Source organism: Pseudomonas sp. GW821-FHT07F05, assembly GCF_059418765.1.
In genome coordinates, this window is the sequence record NZ_JBWKQL010000011.1 from 136013 (window position 1) to 157714 (window position 21702).

Genomic DNA, 21702 nt, shown 5'->3' on the forward strand with positions numbered 1-21702 from the left:
CTTCAGCCGGGAAGGCGTCTGGCGCTACACCGCAACATTGACGCTGCACATGCTGGCCTCTTCCCGGCCGAAACCAGTCCTACCAAACGCGCGGATATCAATTCGCCTTGAACAACGCCGTCTGCCCTTCAGGCGAAGTGAAGATCGCATCGCCGTTGTGCCCGACGTTTTTCACTTCCACCAGACGCTGATTCAAGCCTTCCGGGTGGCGCTTGGTCAGGTAATCGAAATAGTTGTGACCCCGGGCCAGGCGCTGAGGCCCCTGAGCTTCCGCGCCACAATCCTTGTCCAGCGCCGGGTGCTCCGGATCGGTGTCCAGCTCGCCCAACAGATAAGTAATGTCCCGCTTCACGTATGCGGCCTCAAGCTCGGCGGGTGTTTCCTTGCCGGCGTAAGCGGGCAGCTTGTTCAGACCGTACTTCCAGGTGTCGAAAGTCGGGCAGCTCGCCGCATCAACCGGCACAGGCCGCGTTGCGTCGAAATAGGCATAAGAGGATGGGTTGGCGATCACATAGCGCAGCTTGATGCCTTCCTTCTTCAGCAAGGCATCTTCCTTGCCACCAATCATCGCGTAGCGCTGCACCACCTGCGCACCGCCGGAATGGCCCGCGATTACGATTTCCTTCAGGTTGGGGAACAGCTTACTGTCGCTCAGACGCTTGAGGATGTGGTCGATGACCACAAAGGAGCTGACCGGCTTGGGGCCCAGTGACTTCTCGCCCGCCATCCAGTCATTGGTGTGCCAGCGAAGTACCGACTCAGGCAGGCGGTGTTCTGCGATGTCCTTTTCGTCGAGAAACTGCGGCGCGATCAGCAGGGTTTTCGATCGCTGCCTGGACTGGTTGGCTGCGCGCTCGACACTGCGCAGGTAGGTTTGCGCGTTACGCAGCCGACCGTGGAAAACAATGACCACCCGCTGGACCTGCGGGCTGGGACGAACCCAGTTCTGACTCAGGCCGAGGGTGGCCTGGGTCGTTCCGTTGATCTGCAGCCGGTCGGGGCTGATGGCTTTAACCGCCTGATCCGCCGCATGAGCATTGAGGCTCATCAGGGTGCCCAACAACAGGATCGAAAGCGGTTTCATCATGTGATCAGAGGCTCTTGGCGGCGAACGTATCGCATTGGTTGATTTGTCCCTGGGCAAAACCTGTCTTGAACCAGCGGACCCGCTGGGCAGAAGTGCCGTGGGTAAACGAGTCCGGCACGACCCGGCCCTGACCCTGTTGCTGCAAGCGGTCGTCGCCAATGGCATTGGCGGCGTTCAGCGCCTCTTCAATATCACCCGGCTCCAGCCAGTTCAAACGCTTTTGTGCGTTGTTGGCCCAAACGCCTGCCAGGCAGTCAGCTTGCAGCTCCTGACGCACCAGCAAACCGTTGTCACCTTCCATTTTCATGCCGCGTTGGCGGGCGGCGTCAACTTTAGCCGAAACCCCCAGTAAGGTCTGCACATGATGGCCAACTTCGTGAGCAATCACGTACGCCTGAGCGAAATCTCCCGCCGCCTTGAAGCGCTGACTCATTTCACGGAAAAACTCCATGTCCAGGTACACGCGCTGGTCAGCCGGGCAATAGAACGGGCCGCTCGCCGAAGACGCCGAGCCGCACGCCGATTGCACCCGGCCACTGAACAGAATCAGGGTCGGCGCCTTGTACTGGCTCCCCATTTGCTGGAACACCTGCTGCCACGTGTCCTCGGTATCGCCCAGGATCGCGCGCACGAAGTCGGCCTGCTCGTCATTGGCCGGTGGCGCCTGGCGCGTTTGCGGATTGACCGCTGCGGTCTGCTCCGAACCCATCTGGCCGGTAATCTCGCCCAGAATTCGCATCGGGTCCTGCCCGGTCAGCAGACCGATCGCGACAATGATCACGATCCCGCCAAGCCCCAGACCCTTGCCGCCAATGCGCATCCCGCCGCCACCGCCACCCCCGGAATCGCCGCGTGCGTCCACGACGTTGTCACTGCGACGTCCTTTTTTCCATAGCATGGGGGAATCCTCTTTTGGTCGTGTGGGAAGTGTAGACGGCGTGCGTGCGTCGTCTGGTCTGCTGGACTAAGAGAGGAGGGGAGGGGGAATAGTTCGCGAATCGGTTCTTCAGACGTATTGCTCACCTGCAGAGCTGCTTGGTGGGGGGTGGCAGCTTGGAACCTTATTTGTGTTTTTCAACCTGCGCAGAAGTAGACCCATGCCAAGGCAGCGCCCTGTGAGTGCGTTAATGAGGCGCGCGAAAATAGTAGAGCAGTCCGCTACTCACGCCGATAAGAATCATCGAGCCATAAATTATCCGCACTCCCCACAGCAGTAAGGGAGGCAGTTTGAGAAGTTTTTTCCTGGGAATGCGCTCCTGCCTCCAGAAGATTTCAGGTGCGACTGCGACCAGCATTACAAAGGTTTCCCTCATTCTTCGTCCGAAAAGGCTGTCTCCGTAGAAATCTCTGTTCAATGAAAACATTTCAATATCGCATAGGTAGTTTTCGATTTTTTCCAAGTTGATGTAGAAGAAGATGTAGTAGCCGGCGAGATGCAAGGCCGTGATCACTGTCAAAATGAGTGCCAGTAGTCCGGTAGGGATATCTACCATTACTGCGCCCATTCATAGAGATATTCGTCGGTCATTTCTTTCACTTCTCTCACTGTGCTGTGATAAAGGCATAAAGCCCGATCATGCATGCAAATACTGTATTTAGATTGATGTAGAGCCAGAGTATCCAGACCCTTAAATCTGGTGGCACTCTTAAGTTTGCATCTTTTGAAATATCTCCACGGAGGTACATCAAATTCGGAAAAGTAAGGACGACAGTCACCATGTTCATACGCATCTGTCTTCCGATAATGCCGTCGCCCCACATCCTTCGAGCATCAGATATGCATCTGCAGTCATTCAGATAGCTTTCAATTATTACTATCTTTCTGCAGCAAAAAATTGTCATCGTCAAGATGGTCGCAAACATCCAAAAGGACATTGCCAGTGAAAGTAGGCCGATTAAGTAGTGCATTGGTGAAGCAGCTCCAAATTTCTTACCTAATGAGGGTCAAAAGGTCTCGCAGAGCACTGTCAAGCTTGTTCAGTCTAGGGAGAAATAAACCCAAGCTAAAGCGGCGCCGTTTGCATACGAGAAAAAATAGAGCGCCTGAAGTTGAAGCCTGAGCGCCGAAGACAACCGCTTATCTGCATCGGGAGGTATCTCACCCCGCCTGCACATAAGCTTATGCATGATGATAATCATCGCTAATCCATTCAGCCTCATCTGCCTGCCAATGAGGCCCCCGCCCCACACGCTTTTGTTCCACTGCACGAGTTTTACGTCTGATAGCAGTTCCTCCATGGCGGTTAACTTATTTAGCTGGAAGTAAATCATTATGATGATATTGACGAATATGCTTCCAAACACCGCCATCACCCACCAGACTTTCTCAATCATCATTAGTGTGCGGGCTCCATTCATAAAGTTTGGTTCCTATGAACTCTCCGCTTTTCTCACCTGCCAACCCACCTCCATACCCTCCAGCAACTGCGCCCACGATCAAACAGGCAAGTGCCACCGGGCCGCTTGTTGGACCCAATACCGCGAAGCATGCAGTAGCCGCCGCTGTGCCACCTAGCGTTCCGCCTAAGGAGCCGCCGCTGACATTACCCACCAGTTTCACGCCTTCGACGAATTTCGCTCGCGTGCAAATATCCTCCCTTCCGGTCGAGCAGGCTTCCTTAATCTCAAGCGCGGTAGATGCTAAGTTCAGCCCGATCCCAATTGCTGTCCCATGCTTCAACAACTTCGCCACCTTGGCGATCTTCCCGACCCGCGCCGCATATCCCTGGATCTCACCTGTGTGCAGATAACTCTTGGTCGACAACCCCAGCATCTTCTTAAGCGGGCCCTTTTTCCGTAGCCCGGTACCCCAGCGAGCAATGCCTTCCAGTTGCTTATCAAGCGTGGCGAACAGCGCTCGCCGCTGGTTGATGAACTCCTGCCGGGCAATGGGTGTTCCGCGCGCCAGCGACAGTTTGTAAAGCCGCTCGATCTCTTCCAGAGTTTTCTTCACCCCCTCCAGGTGCTTGCCCCAACTCCCGGTGGCAGCGCCAATACCCAGCGATCCATAACTGAGCATGTTCTGCAGCAGGTCATAGTTCTCGATGAGCTGGCTGCCTGCGCCTTTCACTTGCCGATGGACGTTCCGAGCGAGGTTCATCAGCTCTGTCTCTTCCGCCGTGAGAGTGCCGTTGGAACCGTCGCTGACAATCACCAGCTGGCCCGGCATCACCACAACGTTTCGAATGTGCGCGTTCAGCACGTCGAACTTCGCACCCCCGCCCACCCGGTTCTTGAGTGTGAAGTAGGTCTGTATGCGGTCATTGATAAAAGCGTAGGGCTTGGACATTCGCAGTCCTCAGCTAAAGCGCTTGTTAGCGATGCGGTCCCAGCCGCCGGTGACGTTGCCGGCTGCCGCCCCGTCGCTGCGTTTCTGCTGGGTGTACAGAATGCGAACGCGGCCGAAGTTGATTTGCACGTGTTCCAGGGGCTCGCCGCTTTCACCGCTTTGGCTGAAGTCAGAAATGATCACTTCTTCGAGGCGCACTTCGTAGTACTTCAACTTGTCTCCACCGGCCCGGTACAGACACAAGGTCAGGTCCTTTATGTGCGTACCCGCGCAACTCGCTTCAAACAACGAAGCGCTGGATTTGTCCAGGCGCTTGCTGAAGCTGAAGTCGCTGAGGCTGGCCCGACCCGAGCCTGCGCCACCGTTCGAGCTGGCGGTGGCCGAAGTGCTTTGGCTGACGCCGAAGTCGTAGGCCACGATTTCGATCCAGCCCTTGTTGCGCTCATCCAGCGACTCGCCGTCTATCCCGTCCAGCTTGATGAATCCGTCAAATGCCATGCTGCATGTCCTTGCTGAGTTCAGATGCAGCAAGGATAGGGAGCGTATTCCTGGCTTTGAAGCGTCAAGAGGGGGGGCAAAAGTACGATTCGGATCGGTCCTACGCTGGAGCCATAGCCCGTCTTACGGAAGATTCCGTAACGGGTGATGTTCGTCGCAGTAGTTGTTCAAAAGGGGCTGGAAATCGCCGTATTCGCGTGGCGCGCAGAGGGTACGCGCCAGCAGCACATACTCATGACGGCTTACATCAAACCCGCGCCGTCTGCTTCTCGGTGGTTTCGACCGGCGAGGCGTCGGCAAAGTGGTTGACCTGGCGCAAGGCCTTGAAACCCACCATCCAGGCGCCCACGACACCCAGTGTGCACAGGCCGCCGATGATCGCGGCGGGCACGGCACCCCAGAGCGCTGCGCTGCTGCCGGCGCGGAATTCGCCCAGTTCGTTGGACGAGCCAATGAACAACATATTCACGGCGTTTACCCGCCCGCGCATGTCGTCTGGCGTTGAGAACTGCACCAATGTGGAGCGAATGTAGACGCTGACCATGTCCGCCGCACCGGCGATCATCAACGCCAGCAGCGACAGCCAGAACAGCGTCGACAGGGCGAACACCAGATTGGCGATACCGAACACCGCGACGGCGATGAACATGACCAGACCGACGTGTCGATCAAAAGGCCGGAAGCTCAGGTACAGACCGGTGCTGACCTCCCCCAGACTCATCGCGCTGCGCAGCGCGCCTAGGCCTTGGGGGCCCAGGTGCAGCACTTCGTGGGCATAAATCGGCAGCAGCGCCACGACGCCACCGAGCAGCACGGCGAACAGGTCGAGGGAAATGGTGCCGAGGATGATCGGCCGCGATCGAATGAACGCGATGCCGGCGGTGAAGCGCTTCCAGGCCGTGGACTCGAGGATCTGCTTCTTGCCGGCATAGAGCACCGGCACACGGATCAGTAACAGCACGCCAGCGATGAAGCTGGCCATGCACACCGAGTAGGTCAATCCGCCGCCGCCCGCTGCATATAAACCGCCGCCGACCAGAGGCCCGGCGATGGTGGCAATGCGCATGATCATGCTGTTGGTGGCGATGGCCGAGGCGAGTTTTTCGCGGGGGACGACTTGCGGCAGCAGGCTCTGCAACGCCGGCCCGGTGAACGCCCGCGCGCAACCGAAAAGCGCCAGAGTGGCGTAAATAAGCCGCGTATCCTGATGGTGCGTGACCGAGAACAGCATCAGTATCAGGCTGCACACCGCTTGCACGGACCAACTGATGGTCAGGATCATCTTGCGATCGTAGCGGTCGATCAGATCGCCGGCCGGCATCAACAACAGCAGCATGGGAATGAACTGCGCCAGGCCCACATACGCCAGGGAGATCGGGCTGCGGGTCATGTCGTAGACCTGCCAGGCGACCACGACCGCCTGAATTTGCATGGCGAAAACGGCAGCGAGACGCGCGGTCAGGAAGGCGAAAAAGCCGGGCAGTCGCAGGGCGCTTTTAGCGGAGGATTCAGAGGACGGGGCGGGCGATTCGGAGCTCAAGGCTAGGCATCCATCGAAGCGAGAGACGGCCGAGAGTTATACACCGGTCTGACGCAGTTCGCCGCTAGCTGTCAGGAATTTAATGATGGGTGGTGAGGGATATGCTGCGTGCGCATGAGAAAGCGGCGGCGGATCGAGTAGGAGTGCGCTGGGTCCAAGCCCCATTGGGAAGATCACTTTTGTTCATCCGGCCCATTCTTAACCACTGCCAAATGAACTGTGGGAGCGAGCTTGCTCGCGAATAGGTCGGTACATCCGTCAAATCTTCAGCGGACCGCACGCCGTCTTCGTGAGCAAGCTCACTCCCACAGGGACTTTATTAAATGCCCGACATCGCGGGATCTGGACGACCGGGCATATCTTAAAGTACCTAAGGTTTACCGGCGAACCAGCAAAACCCCCGACTCCATGTGATGGGTATACGGGAACTGATCAAACAGCGCGCAGCGCTCGACCCGGTGGGTGTCGTGCAGTTGGGCGATGTTTGCGGCCAGGGTTTCCGGGTTGCACGAGATGTACAGAATGCGTTCGAAACGTCGCGTCAGCTCGCAGGTGTCCGGGTCTATGCCGGCGCGGGGTGGGTCGACGAACACGCTGCCGAAGTCGTAGCTCTTCAGATCGACGCCGGACAGACGACGGAACGGGCGCACCTCATTCAGCGCTTCGGTCAGCTCTTCCGCCGAAAGGCGCACCAGCGACACGTTATCCACCGCGTTGTCAGCCAGGTTACTCAGCGCCGCGTTGACCGAGGTCTTGCTGATCTCGGTCGCCAGCACCTTGCGCACGCGGGTCGCCAACGGCAGCGTGAAGTTGCCGTTGCCGCAATACAGCTCCAGCAAATCATCGTCGCGGTCGCCCAGCGCGTCATACGCCCAGCTCAGCATTTTCTGGTTCACCGTGCCGTTGGGCTGGGTGAACGCGCCCTCCGGCTGGCGATAACTGAAGGTCCGGCCGGCGACTTCCAGGTGTTCGGTCACGTAATCGCGACCGATCACCAGACGCTGCCCCTTCGAACGGCCGATCACGCTGACCTTCAGATCAGCCGCCAATTGCTCGGCCTCGACTTGCCAGGCTTCATCCAGCGGGCGGTGATAGCACAGCGTGATCATGCCGTCGCCGGCCAGCGTGGTCAGAAAATCCACCTGAAACAGCTTGTGATTGAGCGGCTTGCTGGCTTCCCAACGCTCCCGCAGCACCGGCATCAGCGTGTTGATCTGCTGGCTGGCGATGGGGAAGTCGTTGATCAGAATCGGCGTGTGTTTGTCGCCCGGCGCGAACATGGCGTAGTGACGCTTGCCATCGTCGCGCCATAGGCGGAACTCGGCGCGCAGGCGGTAGTGCTCGCGCGGCGAGTCGAAAACCTGAGGTTCCGGCGCCTCGAAAGGCGCCAGCAGCTCGCGCAGGCGCGCGGCCTTTTCATCGAGCTGAGCGGTGTAGTTTGCAGGGTCGAACGTAGAACTCATGGATAAAAGCCCAGCTTGATCACGAACAGAATCGACAGCACGACCAGTGCCGAATTCAGCTCGCGGCCCCGGCCCGACAACAGCTTGATCACGGTCCAGGAAATGAAGCCAAAGGCGATGCCGTTGGCGATCGAATAGGTGAACGGCATGGCCAGCGCGGTGATCACCACCGGTGCCGCTTCAGTGATGTCGTCCCAGTTGATTTCGGCAAGGCCGGAGGTCATCAACACGGCCACGAACAGCAGGGCCGGGGCGGTGGCGAATGCCGGAACGCTGCCGGCCAGCGGAGCGAAAAACAGCGCCAGCAGAAACAGCACGGCAACCACGATGGCCGTCAGACCGGTCCGGCCACCGGCGCTCACGCCCGCCGCCGATTCGATGTAACTGGTGGTGGTCGACGTGCCCAGCAGAGAGCCCGCCATCGCGGCGGTGCTGTCGGCGATCAGCGCACGGCCCATTTTCGGCATGTGGCCGTCCTTGCCCATCAGGCCCGCGCGCTTGGCGACGCCGATCAGAGTGCCGGAGTTGTCGAACAGGTCGACGAACAGGAAGGAGAAAATCACGCTGACCAGACCGATGTTCAGTGCGCCCGGAATATCCAGCTGCAGGAAGGTCGGCGCCAGTGAAGGCGGCATCGACACCACGCCGCCAAACGGCGAGAAGCCCATTACGATCGAGATGATGGTCACGGCCAGAATGCCTATCAGCACGGCGCCCCGCACTTTCAAAGCTTCCAGCGCCACGATCAGCGCGAAGCCCAGGGCGGCGAGGATCGGTGCCGGTTTGGCCAGATCGCCCAGGCCGACCATCGTGGCAGGGTTGCTGACCACGATACCGGCGTTGTGCAGCGCAATCAGCGCCAGGAACAGACCGATACCCGCGGCGATGGCCGAGCGCAACGGCAGCGGGATGCTGTTGATGATCCATTCGCGGATGCGGAAGATCGACAGCAGGAAAAACATCACTGCCGAAATGAACACCGCGCCCAGCGCCACTTGCCAGGTGTGGCCCATGTGCAGCACGACGGTGTAGGTGAAGAAGGCGTTCAGGCCCATGCCCGGCGCGAGGGCGATCGGGTAGTTGGCGATAAGGCCCATTACGGTGGAACCGATGGCCGCGGCCAGACAGGTGGCGACGAAGATCGCGCCCTTGTCCATGCCGGTCTCGCCAAGGATGCTCGGGTTCACGAACAGGATGTAGGCCATGGCCAGAAAGGTCGTGACCCCGGCCAGAATTTCGGTGCGCACATTGGTGTTATGTGCCCTGAGTTGAAACAACCGCTCCAGCATTTAAGGCTCCCCGGTGACGCTCCGCGTCATTTATGTAGTCGACTGAAACAGCAAAGCACTGCTCACCGAAACGGCTTGCACAAATTCTGCCAGTTGCAAAAAGCCGCGCATCATACCAGCAGCTCCGGGCGATGGGGCCTGGCGCTTGTCGCCGGATTGCAAATGTCCGGATCGGCCTTGCGCCAAGCCGGCGCTGCGCTGCGTCAAAACGCCCGTCATAAACCCTGAACGTTTCCGAAACCACACAAGTCGTACCCCTTAAGACGCAGATCACTGCGCTGATCGAGTACCTACCGTGAGGCTTCCCATGAGTGCAACCAATGAACAGGCGTTCGCAGGGCATTCCATCGCCCTGACGTTGAACGGCCAGACCCGACAAGTGGACGTACAGCCCTGGACCACGCTGCTGGATCTGCTGCGCGAGCAGCTCGATCTGGTCGGCACCAAAAAGGGCTGTGACCACGGCCAATGCGGTGCATGCACCGTGCTGCGTGACGGCAAACGCATCAATGCGTGCCTGACCCTGGCGATCATGTGTGACGGCGCCGAGCTGACCACGATCGAAGGGCTGGCCAACGGCGACACCCTGCACCCGATGCAACAAGCGTTCATCAAACACGACGCGTTTCAGTGCGGCTACTGCACGCCCGGGCAGATCTGCTCGGCAGTGGGCCTGGCCAACGAAGGCCGCGCCAGCACCGATGACGAAGTGAAAGAACTGATGAGCGGCAACCTGTGCCGTTGCGGCGCCTACAGCAACATCCGTGCGGCAGTGGTTGAAGTCTTGCCATCAATGAATGCCGCACCGGATCAGGGAGGGCGCGGCCAATGAATCCCTTCAGCTACAGCAAACCGTCCGACATCGCACAGGCGGTCAATCTTGCAGGCCCTGCCAGCCGTTTCATCGCTGGCGGTACGAACCTGCTGGATTTGATGAAAGAAAACATCGCCCGTCCCGAGCACTTGATCGACATCACTGGGCTGCCGCTCAAAGACGTTCGCGCAACCGACAGCGGCGGCCTGATGATCGGCGCGCTGGTGAGCAACGCTGATCTGGCGTGGCACCCGCTGATCGAACGTGACTACCCATTGTTGTCTCAAGCCATTCTGGCGGGCGCCTCGCCGCAATTGCGTAACATGGCGAGCACCGGCGGCAACCTGTTGCAGCGTACCCGCTGCTACTACTTCTACGACTCAACCGTGCCGTGCAACAAGCGCGAGCCTGGCACGGGTTGCCCGGCTAAAGAAGGTCTGAACCGCATCCACGCGATCCTTGGTGCCAGTGATGCCTGCGTCGCGACGCACCCGTCGGACATGTGCGTGGCCTTGGCTGCGCTCGAAGCCCGCGTGCACGTTCAAGGGCGTGCCGGTGCGCGGGTCATCGAGTTTGCCGACTTCCACCGCTTGCCGGGGGATGCGCCCCAGCGCGACAACCAGCTGGCCGACGATGAACTGATTACGGCTGTCGAACTGCCTGCGCCGCGTTTCCAGCAGCACAGCCACTATTTGAAGATCCGTGACCGCGCGTCTTACGCCTTTGCCCTGATCTCGGTGGCCGCTGCCGTCGAACTCGATGGCGACGTCATTCGTGATGTGCGCATCGCCTTGGGTGGCGTGGCACACAAGCCTTGGCGCGACACGGCCGTCGAGCAGTCGCTCAAGGGTCAGCCGGTCTCGCGGGAAAACTTCGTTGCTGCTGCCGACGCGATGCTGCGCGACGCTCAGCCGCTGGCGCACAACGCTTTCAAGATCAAGCTGGCCCGCCGCGCGATCGTTCGCGCCTTGAGCGACGCCACCTTGGGAGGGACTGTTTAATGAACGCCAACACACCAATCCAGGGAAGCTCCGCGCTGGGCCAACCGATGGACCGCGTCGACGGACGCCTGAAAGTCACCGGCCAGGCCCGGTATGCCGGTGAGTACCCAGAGGCCGGGTTGCTGCACGGCAGCGTGGTTTCCAGCACTATCGCCTCCGGCCGGGTTGTCAGCATTGATGCCTCCCAGGCGCTGGCGGTGCCCGGCGTGGTGGCGGTCATCGATCACACCAACCGCCCGCACATCGCCAGTTATGACGAGGACTATCAGGACGCCGACTCTGCGGAAGGCTCACCGTTTCGGCCGTTCTACAACGACCGCGTGCTCTACAGCGGCCAGCCCCTGGCGCTGGTGGTGGCGGACACCCTTGAGCTGGCGCGGCATGCCGGTTCCCTCGTGCGCATCGAATACGAAACCGATTCGCACCAGACCGACCTCAGCGTCGGCCAGAGTGACGCCCACACCGCGCCGGCGGAAACGCCAAAGCCGCGCGGGGATTTTTCAGGCGCATTCGCCCAGGCCACAGTGACTGTCGACACCCACTACAGCACGCCCAACGAGCACCACAACCCGATGGAGCCCCACGCGTCGACGGTGTTTTACAAGGCCGACGGCAGCCTGGAGATTCACGATAAAACCCAGGGCACGCAGAACTGCCAGGACTACCTGCACAGCGTATTCGGCCTGGAGAAAGAGAAGATTCGCGTCCTCGCGGCCTTCGTCGGTGGCGCGTTCGGCTCCGGCCTGCGCCCGCAATACCAGTTGCCACTGGCCGTGATGGCAGCGCTGAAACTTCAGCGCTCGGTACGCCTGACGCTGACCCGCCAGCAGATGTTCACGTTCGGCTATCGCCCCCAGACCCTTCAGCACATGCGCCTGGGCGCTGCCAAAGACGGCAAGCTGACAGCGATTGCCCACGACGCGATCGGCCAGACCTCGCGTTTCGAAGACTTCACCGAGCACGTCGTTGAATGGAGCGGCATGCTCTATCAGTGCGACAACGTGCAGTTGAGCTACAAGCTGGCGCCGCTGGACGTTTACACGCCGCTGGACATGCGCGCACCGGGCGCCGCTTCCGGCATGGTCGCGCTGGAATGCGCCATGGACGAGCTGGCCATTGCGGCCGGCATCGACCCGGTGCAGCTGCGGATCGTCAACTTTGCCGACAGCAACGGCAACGAAGGCAAGCCGTATTCAAGCAAGGAACTGCTGGCCTGTTACGAGCAGGGCGCCGAGCGCTTCGGCTGGAACAAGCGTAACCCCGAGCCGCGCAGCATGCGTCAGGGCCGTCAGCTGGTAGGTTGGGGCATGGCCGGCGGTGTGTGGGAAGCCATGCAAATGCCGGCCAGCGCCAAAGCCAGTATCGACAGCAGCGGCAAGATCACCGTCAGCAGTGCCACCACTGACATCGGCACCGGCACGTACACGGTCATGACTCAGATCGCCGCCGAAGCCGCCGGTGTGAATCCGGACGACGTTACCTTCGTGCTGGGTGATTCTTCGCTGCCGACGTCGCCGTTGCAGGGTGGCTCGTTCACCGTGTCGTCCGTGGGTACTGCCGTGCAGCAGGCCTGCCGTGCTTTGCGCGCCAAGTTGCTCGACGCCGTGCGAATGGCGCATCCGCAATACGCGGTGGTGGACATGGCCGACGTCGGTTACGGCGACGGTTATCTGCTCATCGACGATCAGCGTTTTGCCTATGCCGACATCGTCCGCGAGTCGTCCCACGAGACGCTGGAAGTGCAAATCGACGCCAAGCCTGACGACAAGCGCGAAGGCTATTCGACGGCGACTCACTCGGCGGTGTTCGTCGAAGTGTTGGTGGACGAAGACCTGGGCACCATTCGCGTTAATCGTGTGGTGGACGCAGTCGCGGCGGGCCGCGTGGTCAACCCGAAAACCGCGCGCAGCCAGATCCTCGGCGGCGTGGTCTGGGGCATTGGTCAGGCGTTGCAGGAAGAGAGCCAGACCGACCACCATCTCGGGCGCTTCATGAACCATAGCCTGGCCGAGTACCACATCCCGGTGAACGCCGACATCGGTGAGATCGACGTGTTGTTCGTGGAAGAGAACGACGACATCGTCAATGATCTGGGCTCCAAGGGTGTAGGCGAGATCGGCATCGTCGGCGTGGCTTCTGCCATCGCCAATGCCATCTTCCACGCCACGGGCAAGCGTGTTCGGGAATTCCCGATTACGCTGGATAAAGTGCTTTAACCCACGCCGGACCTTGTAGCCTGACCGTTCCCACGCGCTGCGTGGGAACGGTCATCTGCTGCTGAACCCCCTTCATTCAATGTCGCCCCAGTGCAAGCACAGGTCGCGCTGGTGCGCTTGATGCTCAGGCCTGCTGCGTACCTTGCATCGACGCGGCAGCCATCGAATTGCCGCGGGTCTTCAAGCCTTGAAAAACTGCCGAAAAGAGCTGAATAAAATAACGAGCCGACCCGAGGAGCACCCATGAAGTCATTTATTCGTCATTTCAGTTGCGCTGTGTTGATGCTGAGCAGCACCGTCCTGCTGGCGGCGGAACCCGCCAAATGCCAGAACGTGCGCATGGGTGTGGTCAACTGGACGGACGTCGTCGCCACCAGCGCTGTCGCCGAAGTGCTGCTGCAGAACATGGGGTACGACGTGAAACAGACCAGCGCCGCCCAGCAAATCGTCTTCGGAGGTCTGCGTGACGATCGACTCGACGTCTTCATGGGTTACTGGAAACCGGCGATGGACAAGAACATCGCGCCCTTTGTGGCGGCCAATCAGGTCAAGGTGCTCGACGTGCCCAGCATGAGCGATGCCCAGGCAACGCTGGCGGTGCCAGACTATGTGGCGTCGGGCGGGCTGAAAACCTTCGGCGATATCGCCAGATTCAAGGACAAGCTCGGCGGCAAGATCTACGGCATCGAGCCCGGCACCGGTGCCAACGCCAACATCAAGGGCATGATCGAGAAGAACCAGTTCGGCCTCGGCGGCTTCCAGTTGGTCGAGTCGGGCGAAGCCGGCATGCTCGCGGCGGTGCAGCGCGCGATCAAGCGTAACGAATGGGTGGTATTCGTCGGCTGGACCCCGCACCCGATGAACATCAATATGAAGATCGCCTACCTGACCGGCAGCGAAGACGTGTTCGGCCCGGGCGAAGGCGCGGCGACCGTTTCAGTGGTGACGGCGCCCGATTACGCGGCTCGTTGCCCGAACGTCAGCAAGCTGATGAGCAACCTGAAGTTCACCGCCGCTCAGGAAAGCCAGATGATGGTGCCGATCATGGACCGCAAGGCGCCGAACGACGTTGCCCGCCAGTGGCTCAAGGATCATCCTGAAGACATGAAGCGCTGGCTGGATGGCGTGACCACCTTCGATGGCAAGGATGCAGCGGCCGCCGTGCAAGTGGCGGTGAACAAGTAAATCAACAGGCCTGGCCAAGGGCTCGGGCTGGAGCAGCCAATGCCCACGTCTTACCCGTTGTCACCCGAGATGTCGGCGTTCGTGACCAAAACGCTGAGCTTCAGCAGCGCGTCGGAGGATATCAACGAGCAGCGCCGTGCGTATGCGCGGATGAGCGAAGCGTTCACACCCGCCCGTCCGGCGAATCTCGATGTCAGGGATTTTGCCCTCGGCGGGGTGGCGGTGCGCAGTTACCGACCTCGGCGGCTGTCCCTCGAACACCCGGCGCCGTGCGTGATGTATATCCACGGCGGCGGCTGGGTGGTCGGCGATCTGGATTCCCATGACTTTCTGACCGCAGCCCTGGCGGCCGACCTCAACGCCGTGGTCGTCGCCGTGGATTACCGGCTGGCGCCCGAACACCCGTTTCCCGCAGGATTCGGTGACTGCCTGGCGGTCTGGCACGCCTTGCAGATTCAGGCGCAGCGGCTGGACATCGACCCGCGTCGCATCGCCATTGCCGGGGACAGCGCCGGTGGCAATCTCGCCGCTGCGGTGTGTCTGGCGCTGCGCGATTCCGGTGAGCGTCAGCCGGTCGGGCAGGCGCTGATCTACCCCGAACTCGGGGGCGACAACGATCTGCCCTCGCGCCGTGAATGCGCGGATGCACCGCTTCTTTCCACCGATGAGCTGGGGTTCTACCAGCAGTTGTACATGGCGCCGGACGAACAATCGGCCTACGCCCGTCCGCTCCACGCAGCTGATTTCCATGACCTGGCGCCTGCGTTTATTGCCGTCGCGCAGTTCGACCCGTTGCGTGACGACGGTGTTGCCTACGAGCGCGCGCTGCGTGAAGCGGGCGTGCGCACCGAGTTCGATCCCGGTCTCGGGCTGCTTCACGGTAGCCTCAGGGCCAAAGGCCAAGTGCCGGAAGTCGACGCGCTTTATCAGCGACTGATTTCTGCGCTGATGGGCTTTATTCGCGATCCGTTGTAGGACCTTCTACTCGGGCTTTTTCAGTGCTGCGCTGCAATTCCACGCACCCTGTTCTGCTTCCCGCCAACTGCACCGCCCTGGCGGGTGAGTCAACTCGCCACGCGACAAAAGACCACGCAGAGCAAGTGCCGAAATGGGACTACTCTTTCACTGTCAGCTGACCTGGATCAATGCTCTGAACTGTATTGATCGAACTGGCCGCCTGACGCATCCCCCGGTCGCCGACCTGAGCACGAATCCAAGAGAACAAACGCCACACCTCGTACTCAATACACCGGGGGCAGTCGCTGAAGGCCCTGAGTCTGAAGCCAGTTCCACCTGATAGAGGAAGACCTATGTTCGGCTTAGAGGCGCTCGATCTCGCCCGAATCCAGTTTGCGTTCACCGTTTCATTTCACATTCTTTTCCCTGCCATCACCATTGGTCTGGCGAGCTTCCTTGCGGTGCTCGAAGGCTTGTGGCTGAAAACCCATGACAACACCTACCGCGACCTTTATCACTTCTGGTCGAAGATCTTTGCCGTCAACTTCGGCATGGGTGTGGTTTCGGGTCTGGTCATGGCGTATGAGTTCGGTACCAACTGGAGCCGCTTCTCCGATTTCGCCGGCGCGGTCACCGGGCCGCTGCTGACCTATGAAGTGCTCACCGCATTCTTCCTCGAAGCGGGTTTTCTCGGCGTCATGCTGTTCGGCTGGAACCGCGTCGGTCGCGGCCTGCACTTCTTCGCCACTTCGATGGTGGCCGTCGGCACACTGATTTCGACCTTCTGGATTCTGGCTTCCAACAGCTGGATGCAAACCCCCCAGGGCTTCGAGATCGTCGATGGCCGGGTGATTCCGGTGGACTGGTTCGCGGTGATCTTCAACCCGTCGTTCCCGTATCGACTGACGCACATGGCAATCGCTGCCTTTGTCGCAACGGCGTTCTTCGTCGGCGCCTCGGCGGCCTGGCATCTGCTGCGTGGCCGCGACAACCCGGCGATTCGCAGAATGCTGTCCATGGCCATGTGGATGGCGTTGATCGTTGCGCCGATTCAGGCAATGGTGGGCGACGCTCACGGCTTGAACACCCTGGAGCACCAGCCGGCCAAGATCGCCGCCATCGAAGGTCACTGGGAAAACGTCGGCGACGAGCCGACCCCGCTGATCCTCTTCGGCATCCCGGACATGAAGGAGGAGCGCACCAAGTACGCCGTCGAGATTCCGTACCTGGGCAGCCTGATCCTGACCCACAGCCTGGACAAGCAGATTCCGGCGCTGAAGTCCTTCCCGCCGGAGGACCGTCCGAATTCGCTGATCGTGTTCTGGTCGTTCCGCGTCATGGTGGCGCTGGGCATGCTGATGATCGCGGTCGGTCTGTGGAGCGCCTGGCTGCGCTGGCGCGGCGGGCTGTACACCAATCGCTGGTTCTTGCGTCTGGTCATGTGCATGGGGCCGGCCGGTCTGATCGCCATGCTGGCGGGCTGGTTCACCACCGAAATCGGGCGTCAGCCGTGGGTGGTCTATGGGCTGATGCGTACTGCCAATGCGGCGTCCCGCCACAGCGTTGAGCAGCTGAGCATCACGCTGGTGTTGTTCGTCGTGGTGTATTTCCTGCTGTTCGGCACAGGCTTCGGCTACATGATGCGTCTGGTACGCAAAGGGCCTAAAACCCACGAAGGGGATACTCCGGCACATGGCGGACCTGGGCAGAAACGCACTCCGGCGCGTCCTCTCTCTGCTGCTGATGAAAGCAGCACGGACCACCGCAAAGACAGCCTGACTGAGGGGAACTGAGCCATGGGTATCGATCTTCCACTGATCTGGGCCGTGATCATCATCTTCGGCGTCATGATGTACGTCATCATGGACGGCTTCGATCTGGGCATCGGGATACTGTTCCCGTTCATGAAGGACAAGACCGACCGCGACGTGATGATGAACACCGTCGCGCCGGTCTGGGACGGCAACGAGACCTGGCTGGTGCTGGGCGGGGCCGGCTTGTTCGGCGCCTTCCCGCTGGCCTACTCGGTCGTGCTTGAGGCGCTGTATCTGCCGCTGATCTTCATGCTGTTCGGGCTGATCTTCCGCGGCGTTGCATTCGAGTTCCGCTTCAAGGCCACCGACGTCAAGCGGCACCTGTGGGACAAGGCGTTCATCGGCGGTTCGCTGGTGGCGACGTTCTTCCAGGGCGTGGCACTGGGCGCGTACATCGACGGCATTTCCGTGGTCGACCGTGCCTATGCCGGAGGCGGGCTGGACTGGCTGACGCCGTTCTCGATCTTCTGTGGTCTGGCGCTGATCGTGGCCTATGCCTTGCTCGGCTGCACCTGGCTGATCATGAAAACCGAGGGGCCGCTGCAGAAAGCCATGCACGATCTGGCACGCCCTTTGGCCCTGGCCACGCTGGTGGTCATGGCCATCGTCAGCCTGTGGACGCCGCTGGCCCACCAAGCCATTGCCGATCGCTGGTTCAGCCTGCCTAACCTGTTGTGGTTCATGCCGGTGCCGGCGCTGGTCATGCTGACGATGTACGGCCTGTTCAAAGCGGTGGCGCGCAATGCCAACTACGCACCGTTCCTGCTGACGCTGGTGTTGATCTTCCTCGGCTACAGCGGGCTGGGCATCAGCCTGTGGCCGAACATCATTCCGCCGACTGTGTCGATCTGGGCAGCGGCATCGCCGCCACAGAGTCAGGGTTTCATGCTGGTCGGTACGCTGTTCATCATTCCGCTGATCCTGGGTTACACGTTCTGGAGTTACTACGTATTCCGCGGCAAAGTCACCCACGAACACGGCTATCACTAGCAGGTAATGGCCCCGGTTTCTCCTCGGGGCCCCACTGCGGGAGAAGAGGGTTTAGCGATGTCGGTTAAAGAATCTGTTCAGCACGAAGCCCGGAATCAGGATGAGCACAGGCGCGAGGTTGATCCAGCGCAGGGCAAGCCACTGTGGCAGCGCATCGGCTGGCTAGTGGTCATCTGGACCGGCAGCGTGCTGGCCCTCTTCGTGGTCGCCATGCTGCTGCGCATGTTCATGACAGCGGCAGGCATGAAGTCCCACTGAGTGATGCTCGCTCAATAAAAAACCCGCTTCGGCGGGGTTTTTTGTGCGGTCATGTTGGCGTTGCTGCAACACTGTGGGAGCGAGTTTGCTCGCGAAGAGGTTTCTACTTACGCGCCTTGAGGATCACGAATTTCGGCGTCGCCGCCACTTGCTCCACGCCCCTGAACAACCGTGCCAGTTTGCTGTGATAGCCCAAGTGCCGGTTGCCGACGATATACAGCGCGCCGCCGGTGACCAGTGCCGAGCGCGCCTGCTGGAACATCCGCCAGGCGAGGAAATCGCCGACCACTTGCTGCTGGTGAAACGGCGGATTGCACAGGATGACGTCCAGCGAATCGGGCTCCTGCGCCGCCAGCCCGTCACCTGCGTGAATCACCGCCGGGCGCTCGCCGAAGGCCAACGCCCAGTTCTCCTGCGCCGACTGCACCGCCATGAATGACTCGTCCACCAGCGTGTAATGGGCGTCGGGGTTTTCCAGCGCGCTGGCGATGGCGAGCACGCCATTGCCGCAACCCAGATCGGCGACCCGCGCTGAGCCCAGGCCCTTGGGCAAGTACGGCAGGAAGGCGCGGGTGCCGATGTCCAGACTGTCGCGGCAGAACACGTTGGCGTGGTTGATCAACTCGATCTTCGGCTCGTCCAGCGTGTAATGGGTGGGGTAGGGCGAGGGCTGCACGGTTTTGGCTTCAGGCGTGCAAAACAGCAGCCGCGCCTTTTTTACCGCTAGCGATGCCTGCACCGGGCCGATGTACTCTTCCATCAGCTCCCCGGCGGAGCGTGGCAGGTGCTTGATCATGCCGGCAGCGACGACTCTGGCGTTCGGGGCCAATTGGCCCTGCAAACGAATCAGCTGCTCTTCCAGCAAGGCGAGGGTTTTGGGTACGCGAATCAGCACCCAGTCGAAGGGACCGGTCAACGGCGCGCTCGCCGGCATCACCGGCACCGCGTCGTAGGTCAGGCCATTGCGCACCAGGTTCTTTTCCAGGGCCTGAGCGCTGAGGTACGAATCCGTGCTGCTGACCACCGTGGCATGGGGCGCAAGGCTCGCTGCGAGCGCGCCGAAACTGTCGTTGAGCACCAGCACCCGCGTTTGCAGCGTCACGCCCTGTTCAGCGACATGGTTGAGCAGGTACTCGTCGGCAGCATCGAAGGCCTGCAAGGGCTCATCCGACTGCTCCGGCTGGCGGATCAGGTCGAGCTGGGCAAACGGGGTGGTAAGCAGCGGCATGGGCGGAGCAGTTCCAGTCGTTGATGGCGCGACCGGCGTATCGGCGGCAGTTACACCTGCGCCGGCGTGTCCAGGTTCGCAAAGCCGGCGATTTTACGTGTTTTTGCCCGCGCGCACCGGGCTTTTCTCCCCCGCCTCACCTTGTGCCTAGATCACCCCATCTTTCGTTGCCTGGACCACTGCCGACATCTTGTTGCAGGCGCCGATCTTCTGGATGGCTTTGCCAACGTGGAAGTTAACGGTGCGCGCTGTGACATCCAGGATCAACGCGACTTCTGCCGCCGTCTTGCCAGTCGCGGACCACTTCAGTACCTCTACCTCTCTGATCGTCAGGCCCTTGTAGGCGAGCGTCTCCGCGTTCGTCGTGCAGTCTTCCCCCAGCTTCCGAATACCCATCGTGTGCCTCCATGCTCAGTCTTGATCGTCCTGATCGAAGTCTAGGAAACAATTACGGCCCGGGATGGAGCGCGGTTCGTGGTCGCGTCGAAGTACCGCCCCGATTAGCTGCAGACACGATCTGGAAAAGCTAAGGGAATCATAAGTTTAGGACGATTGTGTACGTCTGCATGAATCACCTGGCGATAACGCCGATAGCGAAATGCTCTAAAAATCGCATCAGTCGTTGCGGATATCACTACAAACCGGTGGTGTTTATCACGGCGGGTTTGCGGGACACTGATCACCCTTTTTGTGAGACAGGAGCCAGGAGCGCCCCATGACTGCCAGTGCAGAGAAATTCACCCGGCAAACGCTGCTGGACGTTACGCCGCTGACTCCCAGTCTCTTTACCTTTCGCACCACCCGCGATCCCGGTTTCCGCTTCACGGCAGGACAGTTCGCCCGTCTGGGCGTGACCAAGCCCGATGGTACGACGGTGTGGCGGGCGTACTCGGTGGTGTCTTCGCCCTTCGATGAATTCCTCGAGTTCTTCTCCATTGTGGTGCCCAACGGCGAATTCACCAGCGAGCTGAGCCGGCTTCGTCAGGGCGACACGCTGATGGTGGAAAAACAGGCGGTGGGTTACCTGACCCTTGATCGCTTCACCGATGGTCGCGACCTCTGGATGTTATCCACAGGGACCGGCGTTGCGCCGTTCCTGTCGATCCTGCAGGACTTCGAGGTCTGGGAAAAATTCGAGCGCATCATTCTGGTGTACAGCGTCCGCGAGTCCCGGGAACTGGCCTACCAGCAGCTCATCGCCGAGCTGACCCAGCGCGAATACCTGGTCGAGTACGCGCACAAGTTCAGATTCATCGCAACGGTGACGCGGGAGCCGCATCCCGGTGCGCTCAACGGACGGATTACCACGCTGATCGAAAACGGTGAGTTGGAGAAGGCGGCCGGCGTCGCGCTGACACCCGAGCACTCACGGGTGATGATCTGCGGCAATCCGCAGATGATCGAGGACACCCGCGCGGTACTGAAAACCCGTGACATGCGCCTGGCGTTGACGCGCAAGCCGGGACAGATCGCGGTGGAGAATTACTGGTAAGTTGATACTGCGGTGTGATCGTAAGACACATGTGGGAACGAGCAAGCTCACTCCCACATGTTATGACCGGCGTTAAACGAACCGGTCAGGCGTCACTGGCAGTGGCGCAGCCGGCTTGTTGTTTTGCTCTTTCAGCAGGTCGCGGATTTCGCCCAGCAGCAGCTCTTCCTTGGACGGGGTTGGCGGCAGGGTCGGTGCTTTGGCCTCTTCGCGTTTCAGGCGGTTGATCGCCTTGACGCCCATGAAGATGGCGAACGCGACAATGATGAAGTCGATCACGGTCTGAATGAACTTGCCGTAGGCCAGCACCACCGCAGGTGCAGTCCCTTCAGCAGGCCGCAGCATGATGGCCAAATCACTGAAGTCCACGCCGCCGATCAGCAACCCGAGGGGCGGCATGATTACATCGCCGACGAACGACGAAACGATCTTGCCGAATGCCGCGCCGATGATGATACCGACGGCCATGTCGACGACGTTTCCTTTTACGGCAAAGGCTTTGAACTCGCTTAGTACGCTCATGGGTGTATTCCTTTGTTACAGATGAGAGTGGTAAATGCAGTGTAAGTCAGCTACCTGCA

Annotated in this window: 21 protein-coding genes; 9 read left to right on the top strand and 12 right to left on the bottom strand. The window is 60.3% G+C overall.

Features of this window, described 5'->3' with window-relative positions; genetic code table 11:
• Window positions 1-97 precede the first annotated feature (97 nt).
• The 9 genes from AC07RO_RS20850 to AC07RO_RS20890 all read right to left on the bottom strand — a co-directional run bounded on the left by AC07RO_RS20850 (window position 98) and on the right by AC07RO_RS20890 (window position 9166).
• Entirely contained in the window at window positions 98-1087 is a 990-nt protein-coding gene (locus AC07RO_RS20850) for an alpha/beta hydrolase (protein ID WP_282369731.1), read from the bottom strand.
• Window positions 1088-1091: 4 nt separating this feature from the next.
• On the bottom strand, window positions 1092-1985 hold the full coding sequence (ypfJ, locus tag AC07RO_RS20855) for a KPN_02809 family neutral zinc metallopeptidase (RefSeq protein WP_282369729.1): 894 nt from the start codon (window positions 1983-1985) through the stop codon (window positions 1092-1094).
• Between the two features lie 226 nt (window positions 1986-2211).
• Window positions 2212-2592: a hypothetical protein gene (locus tag AC07RO_RS20860; RefSeq protein ID WP_495086958.1), complete on the bottom strand. Its 381-nt coding sequence runs from the start codon at window positions 2590-2592 to the stop codon at window positions 2212-2214.
• Window positions 2593-3064: 472 nt separating this feature from the next.
• Complete coding sequence (locus tag AC07RO_RS20865) at window positions 3065-3424, bottom strand: hypothetical protein (protein ID WP_192173273.1); 360 nt, start codon at window positions 3422-3424, stop codon at window positions 3065-3067.
• Window positions 3414-4376, bottom strand: coding sequence for a hypothetical protein (locus AC07RO_RS20870; RefSeq protein WP_495086959.1), 963 nt, complete (start codon window positions 4374-4376; stop codon window positions 3414-3416). Before AC07RO_RS20870 ends, AC07RO_RS20865 begins: the two co-directional genes overlap by 11 nt.
• Window positions 4377-4385: 9 nt before the next feature.
• A complete protein-coding gene (locus AC07RO_RS20875) occupies window positions 4386-4874 on the bottom strand; it encodes an Hcp family type VI secretion system effector (RefSeq protein WP_282369722.1) in 489 nt (162 codons plus the stop codon).
• Window positions 4875-5121: 247 nt separating this feature from the next.
• A complete protein-coding gene (locus tag AC07RO_RS20880) occupies window positions 5122-6414 on the bottom strand; it encodes an MFS transporter (protein ID WP_495086960.1) in 1293 nt (430 codons plus the stop codon).
• Window positions 6415-6791: 377 nt separating this feature from the next.
• Entirely contained in the window at window positions 6792-7877 is a 1086-nt protein-coding gene (gene trmA, locus AC07RO_RS20885) for a tRNA (uridine(54)-C5)-methyltransferase TrmA (RefSeq protein ID WP_495086961.1), read from the bottom strand.
• Entirely contained in the window at window positions 7874-9166 is a 1293-nt protein-coding gene (locus AC07RO_RS20890; protein WP_192173268.1) for an NCS2 family permease, read from the bottom strand. Before AC07RO_RS20890 ends, trmA begins: the two co-directional genes overlap by 4 nt.
• A gap of 307 nt (window positions 9167-9473) precedes the next feature.
• Here AC07RO_RS20890 and AC07RO_RS20895 point away from each other — a divergent pair, with 307 nt between their 5' ends.
• From AC07RO_RS20895 to AC07RO_RS20930, 8 genes are all read left to right on the top strand, one after another.
• Window positions 9474-9998 carry a (2Fe-2S)-binding protein gene (locus AC07RO_RS20895; RefSeq protein ID WP_122536674.1) on the top strand — a complete coding sequence of 175 codons (525 nt, stop codon included), beginning with the start codon at window positions 9474-9476 and terminating at the stop codon, window positions 9996-9998.
• Window positions 9995-10981 (top strand): FAD binding domain-containing protein, encoded by a 987-nt coding sequence (locus AC07RO_RS20900; protein ID WP_065987554.1) that lies wholly within the window; start codon window positions 9995-9997, stop codon window positions 10979-10981. The genes AC07RO_RS20895 and AC07RO_RS20900 overlap by 4 nt, the downstream gene beginning before the upstream one ends.
• Before the next feature lie 47 nt (window positions 10982-11028).
• Window positions 11029-13197: a xanthine dehydrogenase family protein molybdopterin-binding subunit gene (locus AC07RO_RS20905; RefSeq protein ID WP_495086980.1), complete on the top strand. Its 2169-nt coding sequence runs from the start codon at window positions 11029-11031 to the stop codon at window positions 13195-13197.
• A gap of 243 nt (window positions 13198-13440) precedes the next feature.
• The gene (gene choX, locus AC07RO_RS20910) at window positions 13441-14382 is read left to right on the top strand and encodes a choline ABC transporter substrate-binding protein (protein WP_495086962.1); all 942 of its coding nucleotides are present in this window, start codon (window positions 13441-13443) and stop codon (window positions 14380-14382) included.
• A 39-nt stretch (window positions 14383-14421) separates the two neighbouring features.
• Complete coding sequence (locus AC07RO_RS20915) at window positions 14422-15357, top strand: alpha/beta hydrolase (protein WP_495086963.1); 936 nt, start codon at window positions 14422-14424, stop codon at window positions 15355-15357.
• Window positions 15358-15692: 335 nt separating this feature from the next.
• A complete protein-coding gene (locus tag AC07RO_RS20920; protein ID WP_192173262.1) occupies window positions 15693-17132 on the top strand; it encodes a cytochrome ubiquinol oxidase subunit I in 1440 nt (479 codons plus the stop codon).
• 3 nt (window positions 17133-17135) lie between these two features.
• Window positions 17136-18143, top strand: a complete 1008-nt coding sequence (cydB, locus tag AC07RO_RS20925; RefSeq protein WP_346629211.1) for a cytochrome d ubiquinol oxidase subunit II — start codon at window positions 17136-17138, stop codon at window positions 18141-18143.
• Window positions 18144-18200: 57 nt separating this feature from the next.
• Window positions 18201-18401 carry a DUF2474 domain-containing protein gene (locus tag AC07RO_RS20930; protein WP_192173261.1) on the top strand — a complete coding sequence of 67 codons (201 nt, stop codon included), beginning with the start codon at window positions 18201-18203 and terminating at the stop codon, window positions 18399-18401.
• A gap of 103 nt (window positions 18402-18504) precedes the next feature.
• Here AC07RO_RS20930 and AC07RO_RS20935 read toward each other — a convergent pair whose 3' ends face one another.
• Both AC07RO_RS20935 and AC07RO_RS20940 read right to left on the bottom strand, forming a co-directional pair.
• Window positions 18505-19629 (bottom strand): methyltransferase, encoded by a 1125-nt coding sequence (locus AC07RO_RS20935; protein WP_495086964.1) that lies wholly within the window; start codon window positions 19627-19629, stop codon window positions 18505-18507.
• Between the two features lie 147 nt (window positions 19630-19776).
• The gene (locus AC07RO_RS20940) at window positions 19777-20025 is read right to left on the bottom strand and encodes a helix-turn-helix transcriptional regulator (RefSeq protein ID WP_495086965.1); all 249 of its coding nucleotides are present in this window, start codon (window positions 20023-20025) and stop codon (window positions 19777-19779) included.
• Between the two features lie 319 nt (window positions 20026-20344).
• Between AC07RO_RS20940 and AC07RO_RS20945 the strand changes: the two genes are divergently transcribed.
• Entirely contained in the window at window positions 20345-21121 is a 777-nt protein-coding gene (locus AC07RO_RS20945) for a ferredoxin--NADP reductase (protein ID WP_495009270.1), read from the top strand.
• Window positions 21122-21193: 72 nt separating this feature from the next.
• Here the strand turns inward: AC07RO_RS20945 and mscL are convergent, their stop codons facing one another.
• Entirely contained in the window at window positions 21194-21643 is a 450-nt protein-coding gene (gene mscL / locus AC07RO_RS20950; RefSeq protein ID WP_133776875.1) for a large-conductance mechanosensitive channel protein MscL, read from the bottom strand.
• Window positions 21644-21702: the final 59 nt, after the last annotated feature.